A 13,657-nucleotide genomic window follows, 5' to 3' on the forward strand; every position below is an offset into this window, starting at 1 on the left:
CTCAGTTCTTTACGCGAACGGCCGTCCCCCGCGGGGCGGCCGTTTCGCGTTCCCTCCACGGCGTTCGTTGCGGGACCGGCTTTGCGACATGATCGGCGGGGCCCGGCGTTGTCGCGGGACGCGGCATAGACTTCCCGGCATGGCTCTCTCCGCGCCGATCTTCTTCGACGATGTTCGGTACTACACCGAGCAGGTGATTCTGCTCCTGGCACTGATCCTGGAAACCGTCGCGTTCGTCCACTGCCTGACCCAGCGCGGTGCGGCCTTCCAGGCGCTCGGCACCCTGCCCAAGGGTGCGTGGGCTGTGATCATCGGCTTGTGTGGCCTCCTGACCTGGTGGGGGAGTTCCGCACTGGGCATTTTCGGTCTGGTCGGGATCGCGGCCTCGATGATCTACCTGCTTGACGTACGCCCCGGCTTGCGCGACATCGCCGACGGCAAGGGCTTCTGGTGACCCTGGCGCCGGTTGTGGGAGCGGGCGCGGCGGTTCGTGTGGTTTCGGTAGGTCGGGTGTGAGGGGACGCTTCGGCCCTCCGCCACCCGACGGCGGTCCGCGCCTGCAGCGCGCCGACCAGACCGGGCCGCGATCGGGTCGCCCTACGCTGCCGGGTGCGGCGACCGAGGTGGTCACTCTCCCTTCCGGCGTACGGATCGAGCAGCTGATCACCGGCACCGGCGAACCCATGACGGTCTTCGCCCACGGCCTGGCCGGGGACATCGTCGGCACCCGCCCGCTCGGTAGCGGAGTCGTCGGCCGCCGCACCTTCTTCCAGTTCCGTGGCCATGGCCGCTCCGACGTGCCGCCCGGCCCGTGGAGCTTCGGGGACCTGGCCGCCGACCTGCGTGGCGTATCCGACCTGGCCGGCGCGACCCGGGCGCTCGGCGTCAGCATGGGCGCGGGCGCGCTGTGCCGCCTGCTCGCCGAGACGCCGGACCGCTTCGAACGCGTCGTCCTCTACCTCCCGGCCCCGCTCGACGGCCAACGCCCCGAGGCCGCCATTCAGCGCCTCGACCGGCTGCTCGCCTCCGTCGAATCCGGCGAAGCCGCGATGATCGCCAACGCGGTCGAGGCCGAACTGCCCCCGTCGGTCCGCAACACCCCGGCCGGCTGGAGCTACCTCCGGCAGCGCGTCGAACAACTCCAGCGTGACGGCCTGGCCCCCGAACTCGCGACGCTCTGGACCGCCCCGGCGGTTCCCGACGACTCCCTCCTCAGAGCGTTTCGTGGCCGCGCCCTGGTCCTCGGCTGCCGGGACGACGAGATCCACCCGGCCGCCTGGGCCGAGCGGCTGGCCGAGCTGCTCGGGGCGGACCTGCACATCTACGACCGCCCGGCCGTCCTCTGGACCAACCGCAACGACCTTCGCGATCGAGTATCCGCCTTCCTGAACGCCTGATCCGGGTTATCCACACTGGCCGGTTATCCACAGGCCAGGCACGTGATCTTCCGGTTTTCCGCGACAATGGAAGCAAGGGCGGCCCCCTTGGGGGCGGGTGGGCCCTGTGGTGAGGGCGACCCGCCAGCCGTAACCCACCGCTGACCCGGCACCCCCGAAACAGCCATGAGAACCAGCCGAGCCCGTCGAGCCGGCGCTGGCGGCTGGGTTTGGGCGGCGTAGGCGACCGTGAGTGCCAGCTGGGCCTGTCGGGCTGGTGCTGGTGGCTGGGTTCGGGCTCCGAGGTCGACCGTGGGTGCCAGCTGAGGTTTTCGAGCTGGTGGCTGGGAGCGACACCGTGGGTGAGTGCCGCGGGCGTGAGCCGGGCTGCGGGGTGAGTGGGGCTGCGCGGCGGGGGCGCTACAGGGAGTTCACCGTCGTGATGTCGATGGGTTTGCCGAGGACTCGGCGGGCGAGAAGGGTCGCGCCGGCGATGGCGGCGGGCATGAGGAGGATGGCGCCGAGGGGGATGAGGAAGGCGCAGAAGACCGCGACGCCGAAGCCGAGGGTGAGGGGCACGTTGGCGGCGAGGGCGACGCGGCGGTGGCGGAGGCGCTGGCCGCGGCGTTGGAACGGGACGCCGGTGAGTTCGAGGGCGAGCAGCCAGCCGCCGACGGCGGCGGCCAGGACCGGGATGACGGTTTGGCCGACCAGTGGGAGGAAGCCGAGCAGGAACAGGGGGATGCCGGCCAGGATGGAGAGGGCGATCAGGCGGATCGAGTCGGCCAGGCTGCGGCGCAGGGAGCTCCAGAAGCCGACCTCGACCGCGTCCGGTACGCCACCGAAACGGTCCTCGACCAGTTCGGAGATGCGTTCGTAGAACGGGTCGCCGATCAGCAGGGTGACCGCGGTGAAGGTGAGGATGCCGAGCAGGAGGGCCAGGCCGACCAGGCCGGCGCCGGCCAGGACTTCGACGAAGTCGCGCCAGAAGCCGGACCAGTCGTCGGCGAACCAGGTGACCTTGGCCGAGAGGTCGGGCAGGAAGCGCAGGAGCAGGACCAGGGCGATCGTGTAGATCACCCCGGAGATCAGCGCTGGGAGCAGGCCGAGGCCGAGCAGCCGGGGGCTGCGCAGGACCAGGCCGAGGCCGCGGCCGAGCAGGCCGGCGCCGACGGCGAATTGACGAACGGCGGTCAGCGGCCGATTCGGATCTTCCTTCACGCCCCGCGAGCTTAGTGGTGCCTGTCCTGTTTCCCCTATCAGGAATTCGAGCTGGCCGTGGCCGAGGGTTCGGCGCTGGTGCTCGGGGCGACGCTGTCGGACGGGGTCGGTGTGGGGTCGGGCGGCCCGGTGATCTGCGTGGGTGTGGGTACCGGGGGCATGCCCAGGATCGGTGGCGGCGACGAGGTGGGTACGGTCGCCGGGGGTGCCGTGACCGGAACCGTGACCGTCTTGGTGATCACGGTGCTGCTGATCACCACGACCGGGGCGGGGTCGCCGGCCGGGGAGTGCCCGGTGTAACCGGTGGTGGTGTGGGTTCGGGCGGGGGCTACGCCGAGGCCGTCGCTGCCGCCGGCGCCTCCGGTCTCCGGGGCGGCGGCGGTTCGTGCGACGGGTGTGCCCAGCGCCCAGCCGACCACGACGGCGAACGGAAACCCGATCGCCAGAACACCGATAAAAACGGATTTAGGGGACAAGCGCACGTTGGGAACATCGCTCGGGAGCGGGAAAAGTTACGGTTTCCGGACATAAGCCGCAGAAGACGTGCGGGTGATAATCGTGTGATGAAGATCGAACTGGTGGAAGGGGACATCACGGCCCAGCGGGTGGACGTGATCGTCAACGCGGCCAACTCCTCGCTGCTCGGCGGGGGTGGGGTGGACGGCGCGATTCATCGCCGAGGCGGGCCGGAGATCCTGGCCGAGACCCGGAAACTGCGAGCGGCCAAGTACGGGCGCGGGCTCCCCACCGGTCAGGCCGTGTCCACCACGGCCGGGCGGCTGCCGGCCCGCTGGGTGGTGCACACCGTCGGGCCGGTCCACAGTGACACCGAGGATCGCTCCGAGCTGCTGCGGGCCTGCTACGCCAACTCGCTGCTGGTGGCCGACGGGCTGGGAGCCGAGACGATCGCGTTTCCGCTGATCTCGGCCGGCGTCTACCGGTGGCCGGTGGAGGACGCGGTCCGGCAGGCGCTGGACGTGCTGCGGGCCGCCGAGCCCGAGCACCTGCGGACGGCCTACCTCGTGCTTTTCGGGGAGGCGGTGGCGGCTACCGCCCGTACCGTCGCAGGCTTGTGAAAAATCATGCGGAATCGCGGACTATGAGCTCGGTGGGGAGCACGAGGGATTCCGGCACGTCGGGGTCGCCGCTGATCAGCAGGAGCATCTGGCGGGCCAGGGTCTGACCGATCTCGGCGATCGGCTGGCGGACCGTGGTCAGCGGCGGATCGCTGTAGCGGCTGATGTCGAAATCGTCGAAGCCGATCACCGCGACGTCCGACGGGACGGAACGCCCGGCCTCGCGCAGCGCCAGCAGCGCGCCGTGCGCCATCAGGTCGGAGGCGACGAAGACGGCGTCCAGGCCCGGATCGCGGTCGAGCAGCGCCCGCATCCCGGCGATGCCCGACTCCCGGGTGAAGTCGCCGGTCGCGATCGACTCGGGCAGGCCGGCCGCGCGCAGCGTGTCCCGATACCCGGCGAGGCGTTCGACGCCGGCGACCATGTCCTGCGGGCCGGCGATCGTTGCGATCCGCCGCCGGCCGCCGTCGATCAGGTGACGGACCGCGGCCGCGACACCGCCGGCGTGGTCGACGTCGACGAACGGCACCGGGGGCTCGGCCGTCATCGGGCGACCGCTGCAGATCACCGGGATGCCGCGGCGGGCCAGCACGCCGGGCAGCGGGTCGGCGCCGTGGATGGAGGCGAACATGACGCCGTCGACGTGGCCGGCGACCGCGTACCGCTCGACGCGGTGGTGGCCGGCCTCGGAGCCGGTCATCATCAGCACGAGCTGTTTGTCCGCGGCCTCCAGCTCCATGCCGACACCGCGGATGATCGCCGGGAAGAACAGGTCGTCCGAGAAGACCCGGTTGGCCGTCTCGGGCAGGATCAGCGCGATCGAGTCGGTCCGCTGGGTGACCAGGCTGCGAGCCGCTTGGTTCGGCACGTAGCCCAACTCGTCGACGGCCTGGTTGACCGCCTCCCGGATCGCGACGGCGACCGTGGTGGAGCCGTTGACGACGCGGGAGACGGTCGCCCGGGACACTCCGGCCCGCTTGGCCACCGCTTCCAGCGTGGGCCGCTCCCGCGTCGTCACAAATCGCTCCTTACGAAAGCCCGTTGCGCTTGATCACCTCGCGGTACCACTTCGCGCTGTCCTTGAGCACCCGCTGCTGCGTCGTGTAGTCGACGTGCACGATACCGAAGCGCTTCGCGTAGCCCTCGGCCCATTCGAAGTTGTCCATCAGAGACCACAGGAAGTATCCCCGCAGATCCACTCCGGCGGCCAGCGCGTCGTAGCAGGCGCGCAGGTGGCCGTCGACGTAGTCGATCCGGCGGGTGTCGGCGACATCGCCGGTCGGGCCGGGGCCCTCCGGGAACGCGGCGCCGTTCTCGGTGATCATCAGCGGGGTGCCCGGGTAGTCCTTGTGGATCCGGGTGAGCAGCCGGGTGAGGGCGGCCGGCTCGATCGGCCAGTTCATGTCCGTGACCGGGCCGACCGGCGGGCGGAACGCGATGCCCTCGCTGCCCGGGTACGACTTGTCGCCGGGCGCGCCCGGCTTGGCCGACACGTACGACGGGTTGTAGAAGTTGATCCCCAGCACGTCGATCGGCTGGTTGATGACCGCCAGGTCGCCGTCCTTCAGGTAGGACAGGTCGGTCAGGCGGGAGATGTGCTCCAGCACGTCGGCCGGGTACTCCCCGCGCAGCAGCGGGTCGAAGAAGATCCGGTTGGCCAGCCCGTCGATCAGCCAGGCGGCGTCCCGGTCGGCCGAGTTCTCCGGGTCCACCGGGTAGACCTCGCACGGGTTCAGCGTGATGCTGATCCGCCGGGCGCCGGCCGCCCGCAGCGCCTGCGCGGCCAGGCCGTGACCCAGGTTCAGGTGGTGCACGGCGGCCAGGGCCTTGGCCGGGTCCTGCACGCCCGGGGCGTGGATGCCGGAGCCGTAGCCGAGGTAGGCCGAGCACCACGGCTCGTTCAGGGTGGTCCAGGTGCCGACCCGGTCGCCGAGGCGCCGGTACACCACCTCGGCGTACTCACCGAAGGCCTCGGCGGTCTCCCGGTTGGCCCAGCCGCCCCGGTCCTCCAGCGTCTGCGGAAGGTCCCAGTGGTAGAGCGTGACGACCGGCTCGATGCCCTTGCCGAGCAGCTCGTCGGTCAGCCGGTCGTAGAAGTCCAGGCCCTTGAGGTTGACCGGGCCGGTACCGTCCGGCCGCACCCGCGGCCAGGCCACCGAGAACCGGTACGAGGCCAGGCCCAGATCGGCCATCAGCGCCACGTCGTCGGCGTACCGGTGGTAGTGGTCGCAGGCGATGTCGCCGGTGTGGCCGGCGAACACCTTTCCCGGCGTACGGCTGAAGGTGTCCCAGATGGACGGGCCGCGACCGTCCTCCCGCGCCGCGCCCTCGATCTGGTACGAGGCCGTGGCCGCGCCCCAGACGAAGCCGTCGGGGAAGGTGATCCCCGCACGCGCCGGCTGCGCCGACGTGGACGTGACGGTTGCCGTCATGTCTTCACCGCTTCCTTGTTCCGCATGATCAGTCGCCTCAACTTAACCGGTTCATCTTACGAGATGGAACCGGCGCCGGGACGGGCCTGCGGAGTGAAGTGGCCGTCAGCCGGTTCGGAGGGCCTGGAACAGCCTCGGATCGCCGCTGATGGCCAGCTGGTCCGGGCGTTTGCGGCCCATCAGCACCAGCTGAAGATCGCTTGTCGTGCCCATCGCCTTGGCCCGCGCGTGGTGATCGTCGGTGTCCAGGATCGTTCCGATGTCCAGCAGCGCTATACCCGCACCGCGCAGCCGGACGAACCACTCCTGCTCGGCATCCGTCCCGACCAGGTGCACCACGCCGTGCAGGTCGGTCGGACCCTGACGCCGGCCGGCCGGCAGCCAGGTGTCCAGGATCTCGGCCACCCCGTCGGTGGCCAGCTTCGTCTCGATCGGGGTCGGCCGGCCGGCCGCCGCCTCGGCGTCCCAGCGGTGCACCGAGATCTCGTGCGCGATCCGCCGGTCCCAGAAGACCGCCCGTTTCGGCTGGGGCGCCCAGTTCCACGCGGGGAAGTCCGGGTCGAGCGCCTCCAGCGTCTCGATCGTCCCGGTCAGCTCGCGGCGGAGCTGGTCGAGTGCCTCGTCCCACTCCGGGCGCGGCTCGGGCGCCGGGTCGGCCTCGGGACGCTCGGTCACCCCGCGCGTGACGGTGGCCCGCACCCGGCGCAGCGTGTCCAGCAGGTGGAAGGTGAGGTCGGCGGTGGTCCAGTCGGGGACCTGCGGGATCGGCTCGCCGGGTCCGGTCTCGGCCACGGCGTCCCACAGCGCCGGGCCGTCGGCGCGCAGAGCCGCCAGCCAGAAGTCCTTCGTCGCGTGCAACCTGGTCATCGAAGTCGTCTCCCGCTCGGCCGGACCGCCGGTGCCAACACTTGCGCCTGATGAGCTTAGGGTGAACGGCGTGCCCGACGCATTCGCCGATCACCTGACCGACACTTCCCAAATCCTGGCGGCTTACACGACGCTACGCCTCGGCGGCCCGGCCGGCACGGTGACCACCGCTGTCGACACGGGCGAGGCCATCGCCGCGGTGCGGCGGACCACGGTCGAGGGACGTCCGCTGCTCGTCCTGGCCGGCGGCAGCAACGTCGTGATCGGTGACGCCGGCTTCGACGGCGAGGTGCTGCTGCTGCGCAACCGCGGGGTCGAGGTGGTCTCCGAGGGCGCCGGCGAGGTGGTGGTCCGGGTCGCCTCCGGCGAACCCTGGGACGACTTCGTGGCGTACGCGGTGAGTAGTGGCTGGTCGGGCGTCGAGTGCCTGTCCGGTATCCCGGGCGCGGCCGGCTCCACGCCGATCCAGAACGTGGGGGCCTACGGCCAGGAGGTGGCGCACACCATCACGGCGGTGCACGCCTACGACCGGCTCGACGACCGGCAGCTGGCGATGACGCCCGAGGAGTGCCGCTTCGGCTACCGGTCCAGCGTGTTCAAGCACAACGACCGTTATCTGGTCACCGCCGTGGACTTCCGGCTGACCAAGGAAGATCTTTCAACCCCGATCAGGTACGCCGAACTGGCGCGCCAGCTCGGTGTCGAGGCCGGCGACCGGGTGCCGCTGGACCTCACGCGCGAGACCGTGCTGAAGCTGCGCGCCGGCAAGGGCATGGTGCTCGACCCGGAGGACCGCGACACCTGGTCGGTGGGCTCGTTCTTCACCAACCCGGTGGTCTCGGCCGCGTTCTTCGCCGAGGTGACCGCGGCCCGCGGTGAGATCCCGGGCTGGCCCGGTGAGGACGGCACGGTGAAGCTCCCGGCGGCGTGGCTGATCGAGCGGGCCGGTTTCCCGAAGGGCTTCGGCGACGATCGGGTGGCCATCTCCACCAAGCACACGCTGGCGCTGACCAACCGCGGCGACGGTGACACCGAGGCGCTGCTGGCTCTGGCCCGGACCATCCGGGACGGGGTGCGAGACCGGTTCGGCATCGAGCTGCACCCCGAACCCGTACTGGTCAACTGCGCTCTCTAACGCCAGCCGAAGGTCTGGGTGTAGTAGGGCGTGCCGTCCGCGGCGTAGACGATGGCCGCGCCCATCTTGCGGGCACCGCAGTTGAGGATGTTCGCCCGATGTCCGGGGCTGGCCATCCACGCCTTCATCACCTCGGCCGCGGTCGGGTAGCCCCAGGCGATGTTCTCGCCGGCCGGCGCCTGATAGCCGGCCCGCTCGGCCCGCATGGCGAAGGTCGAGCCGTCCCGCCAGACGTGACTGAACAGCCGGGTCCGGGCCATGTAGTAGCTCTGCGCGGCCGACGCCACGATCAGTTCGTGGTCCACCCCGAGCTGGGGGCAGCCGGCCGCGACCCGCTCCCGGTTGGTCAGACGGACCACCTGGTGCATCAGCTTGCGGGCGCGAGCCTTCTCCGGGTCCGGAGTGGCCGCTCCGGCCGGGATCGCGGCGAGGTTCGGCGTGATCGTCGTCTCCGGGGTGGACGTCGTTGTCGCCGAACCGGGTGACGCCGCCGGAGTGGGAACCTCGGTCGGCTTCGCGGCGTCGCCGGCGTTGCCCGGTGGGCGTTCCGGGACGACCGGCCCCTGGGCGTGCACCGCGTGCGGCAGGGCGAAGAGCGCGACGGGCAGAGCTATCAGTACAGGTCCCGCCGCTAGTGCGGAGGCACGTCGTACCACCTTGTCGAACACGGGTTCCTCCCGGATCCGTGTGGACGCGATTCGTCCACCAGGGTTATCCGACCCCGTACTTGGCCACTTGTCACATCTTTCGCGGAATGGCGGAAATGTCGTACTGGAAATGAAATCCTGGGGGGATGGTCGGGCCGGCCGTGGTCCCTCGACCGTGTGCGCCGCCCGGTCCCGGGCGGTCGGCCGGTTCCTCGAAGACCGGGCCGTGTGCCGGTCCTTTGCCCGCTAAACTGTCACTGTCCGTAAATAGGCGGTGACATCACGCTATGGTGTCTTTGCGCCTTTGAATATCCCGCTCGCGGTCGTGTGAGCGGTGCCAGGCAAGACACCGAATTCCCGGCCCTCCAGGGCCCGGGGATCGGCCGTGCCCGAAAACGGGTGCGAGCGCGGGTTGGGGGCAGGGTGAACACACGATGAGTCGCCTACTCGTGGTCGAGGACGACCCGGACATCGCACTCGCCCTGCGGCTGTTGTTCAGCCGCGCCGGGTACGAGGTGGCCCATGCCGCGGACGGCCGTTCCGGCTTGAAGGAGGCCTACGCCGAGCACCCCGACCTGGTGGTGCTGGACGTGGGCCTGCCCGAGATGGACGGCTGGCAGGTGCTGGAGCGGCTCCGGGACGTCTCGGACGTGCCGGTGCTGGTGCTCACCGCGCACGGCCAGGAGGCGGAGAAGGTGCGCGGCCTGCGCGGCGGCGCCGACGACTACCTGACCAAGCCGTTCGCCAACAACGAACTGCTGGCCCGGGTCGAGGCCCTGCTGCGGCGCTCGTCGAGCGGGCAGAACAGTTGGGCCAGCCAGATCTACGACGACGGCCTGGTGCATCTGGATCCGACCAAGCGCCGGGTCTACGTCAAGGGTGAGGAGAAGCGGCTCACGCCGACCGAGTTCCGCCTCCTCAACGCACTGGTCCGGCACGCCGGGGCGGTGCTTTCGCCCAACCAGCTGCTGACCCAGGCCTGGGACGACCCGACCGGCATCGGCCAGGAGCGGGTCAAGTTCGCGGTGCTGCGGCTGCGGCGCAAGCTCGGCTGGTCCGATCCGGACGAGTCGCCCATCGAGTCGGTTCGTGGATTCGGATATCGCTACCGCCGCCCGGGTGGAGAGGCCTGATCTTTTCGGGGACACCCGACAGATGAGGCGTATCGGGCGAGTCTTCTCAGTTGGCGCCCGCGAGGGTCGATGAGGGCTGTGAAGCCGAGCAGGAGGAGTTGACGTGGAAGACCTTGGTGAGATCGTCGGCGAATTCCTGATGGAGTCCCACGAGAACCTGGACCAGATCGACCGGGACCTCGTGAGCCTTGAGCAGGAACCGGACTCGCGTGACCTGATCTCCCGCATCTTCCGGGCGATCCACACGATCAAGGGCACGAGCGGGTTCCTGGCGTTCTCCCGGCTGGAGAAGCTGGCCCACGCCGGCGAGTCCCTGCTGTCCCGGCTGCGTGACGGCGTCCAGCCGGTCACCCCGGACACCATCACCGTGCTGCTGCTCTGCATCGACGGAGTCCGCTCGCTGCTCGCCTCCATCGAGGAGAAGGGCACCGAGGACGAGGTCGACGTCGACAGCATGATCGTCCGGATCAAGGCCCAGATGGACGCGCCCACGGACGGGGCTGCCGCGGCTCCGGCGGCCGCGCCCGCTCCGGCCGCCGCGGCCGAGACCCCGGTGACGGTCGAGGACGCGCCCGCGGCCACCCGCCCGGCCCCCGAACCGGTCGCCGAGCAGCGGCAGCCGATCGGCCAGATCCTGGTCGACGCCGGCGCCGCCCAGCCGGCCGACGTCAGCTCGGCCCTGCAGCAGCAGATCGAGGGCGACGAACGCAAGCTCGGCACGATCCTGCTCGACGAGGGGAAGACCCAGCCGGCCGCGGTCAACGAGGCCCTGCAGTCGCAGGCGCCCAAGCGGAGCATCGCCGACAGCGCGATCCGGGTCGACGTGGACCTGCTGGACACCCTGCTGAACATGGTCGGCGAGCTGGTGCTGGCCCGTAACCAGCTGGTCCGCGGCGTGATGGAGATCGGCGACTCCGGCCTGGTCCGCAGCGCCCAGCGGCTCGGCATGATCACCAGTGAGCTGCAAGAGGGCATCATGAAGACCCGGATGCAGCCCATCGAGCACATCTGGTCCAAGCTGCCCCGAGTCGTCCGGGACCTGAGCAACTCGCTCGGCAAACAGGTCGAGCTGGTCATGCAGGGCAAGGAGACCGAACTCGACCGAAGCCTGCTCGAAGCGGTCAAGGACCCGCTGACCCACCTGGTGCGCAACGCGGTCGACCACGGCATCGAGGACCCGGAACGCCGGGCCGCCAGCGGCAAGGGACCCGTGGGCACGCTGACCCTGCGCGCCTATCACGAGGGCGGGCACGTGGCGGTCGAGGTGGCCGACGACGGCGCCGGCCTGAACGTCGAACGGATCGCGCAGAAGGCCGTGGAGAACGGACTGCTCCGCCCGGAGCAGATTCCCAACATGGACAAGCGCGACATCATGGCGATGGTCTTCCAGCCCGGCTTCTCCACCGCGGCCAAGGTCACCAACGTGTCCGGCCGCGGCGTCGGCATGGACGTGGTCAAGACCAACATCGAGAGCATCGGCGGCGCGGTCAGCGTCGACTCGACGGTCGGCGAGGGCACGGTCTGGCGGCTCACCATCCCGCTGACCCTGGCCATCATCCAGGCCCTCACCGTCGACTGCGGCGACCAGCGGTACGTGGTTCCCCAGGTCGCGGTGCTCGAACTGGTCTTCGTGGACGGCAAGGCGACCAAGGTCGAGTACGCCTCGGGCGCGCCCGTCTACCGCCTGCGCGGAAAGCTGCTCCCGCTCGTCCGGCTGGACCGGGCGCTCGGCTTCGAGATCGGCGGGGACCAGGGCGTCTACATCATGGTGCTGCAGGCCGACGGCCGACGGTTCGGCCTGGTCGTGGACCGGGTGCTGAACACCGAGGAGGTCGTCGTCAAGGCGCTCAACTCGCGGCTCAAGGACATCGGGATGTACGCCGGAGCCACCATCCTCGGCGACGGCAAGGTCGGCCTGATCCTGGACGTGTCGTCGCTGGCCCGCCGTTCGCACCTGGCCGTGGACTCGGAGCGGGAGAACGTCATCGAGAAGCGCACGCAGGGCGGCGGGGGGACCGAGCGTCTGCTGGTCACCGCGGTCGGCGAACGCCGCGTGGCGATCCCGCTCGACACCGTCACCCGGCTCGAGGAGTTCCCGCGCGATCGGCTCGAACACGCCGGATCCCGCGAGGTGGTCCAGTACCGCGGGCAGATCCTGCCGCTGGTGCGGTTGTCGCATCTGCTCGGGGCGTACGGCGAGGAGCCGGAGGGCGAGACCGTGTCGGTCGTCGTCTACAGCGAGGGCGGACGAAGCGTGGCGCTGGTGGTCGACCGGATCGTGGACATCGCGGAGAACTCGACGACGGCCCGCCGGGACGCCGACGAGGACGGCCTGGTCGGCACCGCGGTGATCCAGCAGCGGGTGACCGAACTGCTCGACGTTCGCCGGGCGATCCTCGCCGCGGATCCGAACTTCTACAGCGATGCCGGCGACGAGATGCTGGTGGAGGTCTGACATGGCGAGTCGCCAGTTCGCCACCTTCGAGGTGGACGGCCAGCTCTTCGGCGTCGAGGTGCACACGGTGCAGGAGGTGCTCTCGTACAACGAGTACACCCCGGTGCCGCTGGCCCCGTCGGCCGTCGGCGGCCTGTTCAACCTCCGCGGTCAGGTGATCGCGGCGGTCGACCTGCGGGTGCAGCTCGGGCTGGCCCGGCAGGCCCTCACCGGCCCGGTGATGAACGTGATCCTGCGGGGTGACGGCGAACCGGTGAGCCTGCTGGTCGACAAGATCGGCGAGGTGGTCGATCTGGACGACGAGACGTTCGAACCGCCGCCGGACACGCTGAGCGGCCCCACCCGGGAGTTGGTAGTGGGCACGTTCAAGCTGGACGGGCGCCTGATGCTGGCCCTCGACGTCAATCAGGCGGTCGACACGTACCGCGCGACGATCTGATGTACAGCCTGGTCAGCGCCCCCGTCCTGGGCTTCGACCTGACTCGCCTGCCGGGTGGGTCGTCGGCCGCCGAGGTGTTGCTGCGCGCCCTGCGCCTGCAGCGTGACGACCTGCCCGTGCTCGCCGAGCGGCTCCCGGACGAGGGTGTCCGGGGCCCGCTCTGGGTCGAGGTGGAGAGCGCCGCCCGCCGGATGCCCAACCTCAAGGGCATGTCCAAGGATGATCCGGCCGGAAACCTCGCCCTGGTCGAACGCGCGCCGATCGGATCGGTCGACTCGCTGCTCACCTGTCTCCGGTACGACGTCATGTCGTGGACCTGGGAGGGCACGGGCCGGGACGCGCGGCAGACCGAGGAGGCGGCGGCCGCGACCGCGCTGCTCTGTGACGCGGCGGTCGCCACGTACCTGCGTGAGGTTCTGGACGACGACACCCGGCGACGGCTCGGGGCCGGCTGGGTGGCCGCCGTGAAGAAGCTGCCGGCCGGTGCGCCGATCGATCTCGGCCCGCACCACTACACCGTCTCCGCCCTGCTCGACCGGTTGCGCACGCTGCGACCGGAGGATCGGGAGCGGGTCGCGACGGCCGCCGACGACGCCCGGCGCAACACCGCCGGATGGTCGCCCGCCGTGCACTCGGCGTCCTGGGCGGCGTACCTCTCGGATCGGGTCCGGACCGCCGCCGCGGCGCAGATGCTGCTGGTACAGGCGGTCGACACGGCCGGAATCTCGCTGGCCGATCGGGCCGGTGGGGTCTGGAACATGCTCAGCGGCGCCGTTCAGGCGCTGGTGGTCCGCGATCTGCTGGACACCGCAACGGCGCACCGGCTGCTCGCACCGGTCGTCGCGGCGCTCGGTCCGGCCTGGCTCGGTTGAAGGG

At 70.5% G+C, this 13,657-nt stretch carries 14 protein-coding genes; 8 read left to right on the plus strand and 6 right to left on the minus strand.

What is annotated here, in order from left to right; translation table 11 throughout:
• Positions 1-139 precede the first annotated feature (139 nt).
• A complete protein-coding gene (locus ACSHV8_RS43580) occupies positions 140-454 on the plus strand; it encodes a DUF2516 family protein (RefSeq protein ID WP_436525928.1) in 315 nt (104 codons plus the stop codon).
• Positions 455-512: 58 nt separating this feature from the next.
• On the plus strand, positions 513-1,397 hold the full coding sequence (locus ACSHV8_RS43585) for an alpha/beta fold hydrolase (RefSeq protein ID WP_436525930.1): 885 nt from the start codon (positions 513-515) through the stop codon (positions 1,395-1,397).
• A gap of 399 nt (positions 1,398-1,796) precedes the next feature.
• Here ACSHV8_RS43585 and ACSHV8_RS43590 read toward each other — a convergent pair whose 3' ends face one another.
• Together ACSHV8_RS43590 and ACSHV8_RS43595 are read right to left on the minus strand one after the other, a co-directional pair.
• The gene (locus ACSHV8_RS43590) at positions 1,797-2,597 is read right to left on the minus strand and encodes an EI24 domain-containing protein (RefSeq protein WP_436525932.1); all 801 of its coding nucleotides are present in this window, start codon (positions 2,595-2,597) and stop codon (positions 1,797-1,799) included.
• 38 nt (positions 2,598-2,635) lie between these two features.
• Positions 2,636-3,079 (minus strand): hypothetical protein, encoded by a 444-nt coding sequence (locus ACSHV8_RS43595; protein ID WP_436525934.1) that lies wholly within the window; start codon positions 3,077-3,079, stop codon positions 2,636-2,638.
• 81 nt (positions 3,080-3,160) lie between these two features.
• Here ACSHV8_RS43595 and ACSHV8_RS43600 point away from each other — a divergent pair, with 81 nt between their 5' ends.
• Positions 3,161-3,673 (plus strand): O-acetyl-ADP-ribose deacetylase, encoded by a 513-nt coding sequence (locus tag ACSHV8_RS43600; protein ID WP_436525936.1) that lies wholly within the window; start codon positions 3,161-3,163, stop codon positions 3,671-3,673.
• Between the two features lie 4 nt (positions 3,674-3,677).
• Here the strand turns inward: ACSHV8_RS43600 and ACSHV8_RS43605 are convergent, their stop codons facing one another.
• The 3 genes from ACSHV8_RS43605 to ACSHV8_RS43615 all read right to left on the minus strand — a co-directional run bounded on the left by ACSHV8_RS43605 (position 3,678) and on the right by ACSHV8_RS43615 (position 6,972).
• Positions 3,678-4,691, minus strand: a complete 1,014-nt coding sequence (locus tag ACSHV8_RS43605; RefSeq protein WP_436525938.1) for a LacI family DNA-binding transcriptional regulator — start codon at positions 4,689-4,691, stop codon at positions 3,678-3,680.
• A 10-nt stretch (positions 4,692-4,701) separates the two neighbouring features.
• Positions 4,702-6,105 carry a GH1 family beta-glucosidase gene (locus ACSHV8_RS43610; protein ID WP_436525940.1) on the minus strand — a complete coding sequence of 468 codons (1,404 nt, stop codon included), beginning with the start codon at positions 6,103-6,105 and terminating at the stop codon, positions 4,702-4,704.
• A 105-nt stretch (positions 6,106-6,210) separates the two neighbouring features.
• Complete coding sequence (locus tag ACSHV8_RS43615; RefSeq protein WP_436525942.1) at positions 6,211-6,972, minus strand: maleylpyruvate isomerase family mycothiol-dependent enzyme; 762 nt, start codon at positions 6,970-6,972, stop codon at positions 6,211-6,213.
• 61 nt (positions 6,973-7,033) lie between these two features.
• Here ACSHV8_RS43615 and ACSHV8_RS43620 point away from each other — a divergent pair, with 61 nt between their 5' ends.
• A complete protein-coding gene (locus tag ACSHV8_RS43620; RefSeq protein WP_436525944.1) occupies positions 7,034-8,107 on the plus strand; it encodes a UDP-N-acetylmuramate dehydrogenase in 1,074 nt (357 codons plus the stop codon).
• On the opposite strand, the gene ACSHV8_RS43625 is transcribed toward ACSHV8_RS43620, so the two are convergent.
• Entirely contained in the window at positions 8,104-8,775 is a 672-nt protein-coding gene (locus ACSHV8_RS43625) for a CAP domain-containing protein (protein ID WP_436525946.1), read from the minus strand. The genes ACSHV8_RS43620 and ACSHV8_RS43625 overlap by 4 nt on opposite strands.
• A gap of 413 nt (positions 8,776-9,188) precedes the next feature.
• Between ACSHV8_RS43625 and ACSHV8_RS43630 the strand changes: the two genes are divergently transcribed.
• The 4 genes from ACSHV8_RS43630 (at position 9,189) to ACSHV8_RS43645 (ending at position 13,653) form a co-directional block, all read left to right on the plus strand.
• Positions 9,189-9,887: a response regulator transcription factor gene (locus tag ACSHV8_RS43630; protein ID WP_185038054.1), complete on the plus strand. Its 699-nt coding sequence runs from the start codon at positions 9,189-9,191 to the stop codon at positions 9,885-9,887.
• 103 nt (positions 9,888-9,990) lie between these two features.
• Positions 9,991-12,342: a chemotaxis protein CheW gene (locus tag ACSHV8_RS43635; protein ID WP_436525949.1), complete on the plus strand. Its 2,352-nt coding sequence runs from the start codon at positions 9,991-9,993 to the stop codon at positions 12,340-12,342.
• 1 nt (position 12,343) lies between these two features.
• A complete protein-coding gene (locus ACSHV8_RS43640; protein WP_436525951.1) occupies positions 12,344-12,781 on the plus strand; it encodes a chemotaxis protein CheW in 438 nt (145 codons plus the stop codon).
• Positions 12,781-13,653, plus strand: coding sequence for a hypothetical protein (locus ACSHV8_RS43645; protein WP_436525953.1), 873 nt, complete (start codon positions 12,781-12,783; stop codon positions 13,651-13,653). Before ACSHV8_RS43640 ends, ACSHV8_RS43645 begins: the two co-directional genes overlap by 1 nt.
• Positions 13,654-13,657: the final 4 nt, after the last annotated feature.

Origin of the sequence: Actinoplanes sp. HUAS TT8 (assembly GCF_051380535.1) — a bacterium.
Classification (GTDB): domain Bacteria; phylum Actinomycetota; class Actinomycetes; order Mycobacteriales; family Micromonosporaceae; genus Actinoplanes.

Bases quoted from the DNA above. Each gene is read 5' to 3' on its own strand.
- ACSHV8_RS43580 (WP_436525928.1), top strand. From the start codon at position 140: ATGGCTCTCTCCGCGCCGATCTTCTTCGACGATGTTCGGTACTACACC.
- ACSHV8_RS43600 (WP_436525936.1), top strand. From the start codon at position 3,161: ATGAAGATCGAACTGGTGGAAGGGGACATCACGGCCCAGCGGGTGGAC.
- ACSHV8_RS43610 (WP_436525940.1), bottom strand. From the start codon at position 6,105: ATGACGGCAACCGTCACGTCCACGTCGGCGCAGCCGGCGCGTGCGGGG.
- ACSHV8_RS43615 (WP_436525942.1), bottom strand. From the start codon at position 6,972: ATGACCAGGTTGCACGCGACGAAGGACTTCTGGCTGGCGGCTCTGCGC.
- ACSHV8_RS43630 (WP_185038054.1), top strand. From the start codon at position 9,189: ATGAGTCGCCTACTCGTGGTCGAGGACGACCCGGACATCGCACTCGCC.
- ACSHV8_RS43640 (WP_436525951.1), top strand. From the start codon at position 12,344: ATGGCGAGTCGCCAGTTCGCCACCTTCGAGGTGGACGGCCAGCTCTTC.
- ACSHV8_RS43645 (WP_436525953.1), top strand. From the start codon at position 12,781: ATGTACAGCCTGGTCAGCGCCCCCGTCCTGGGCTTCGACCTGACTCGC.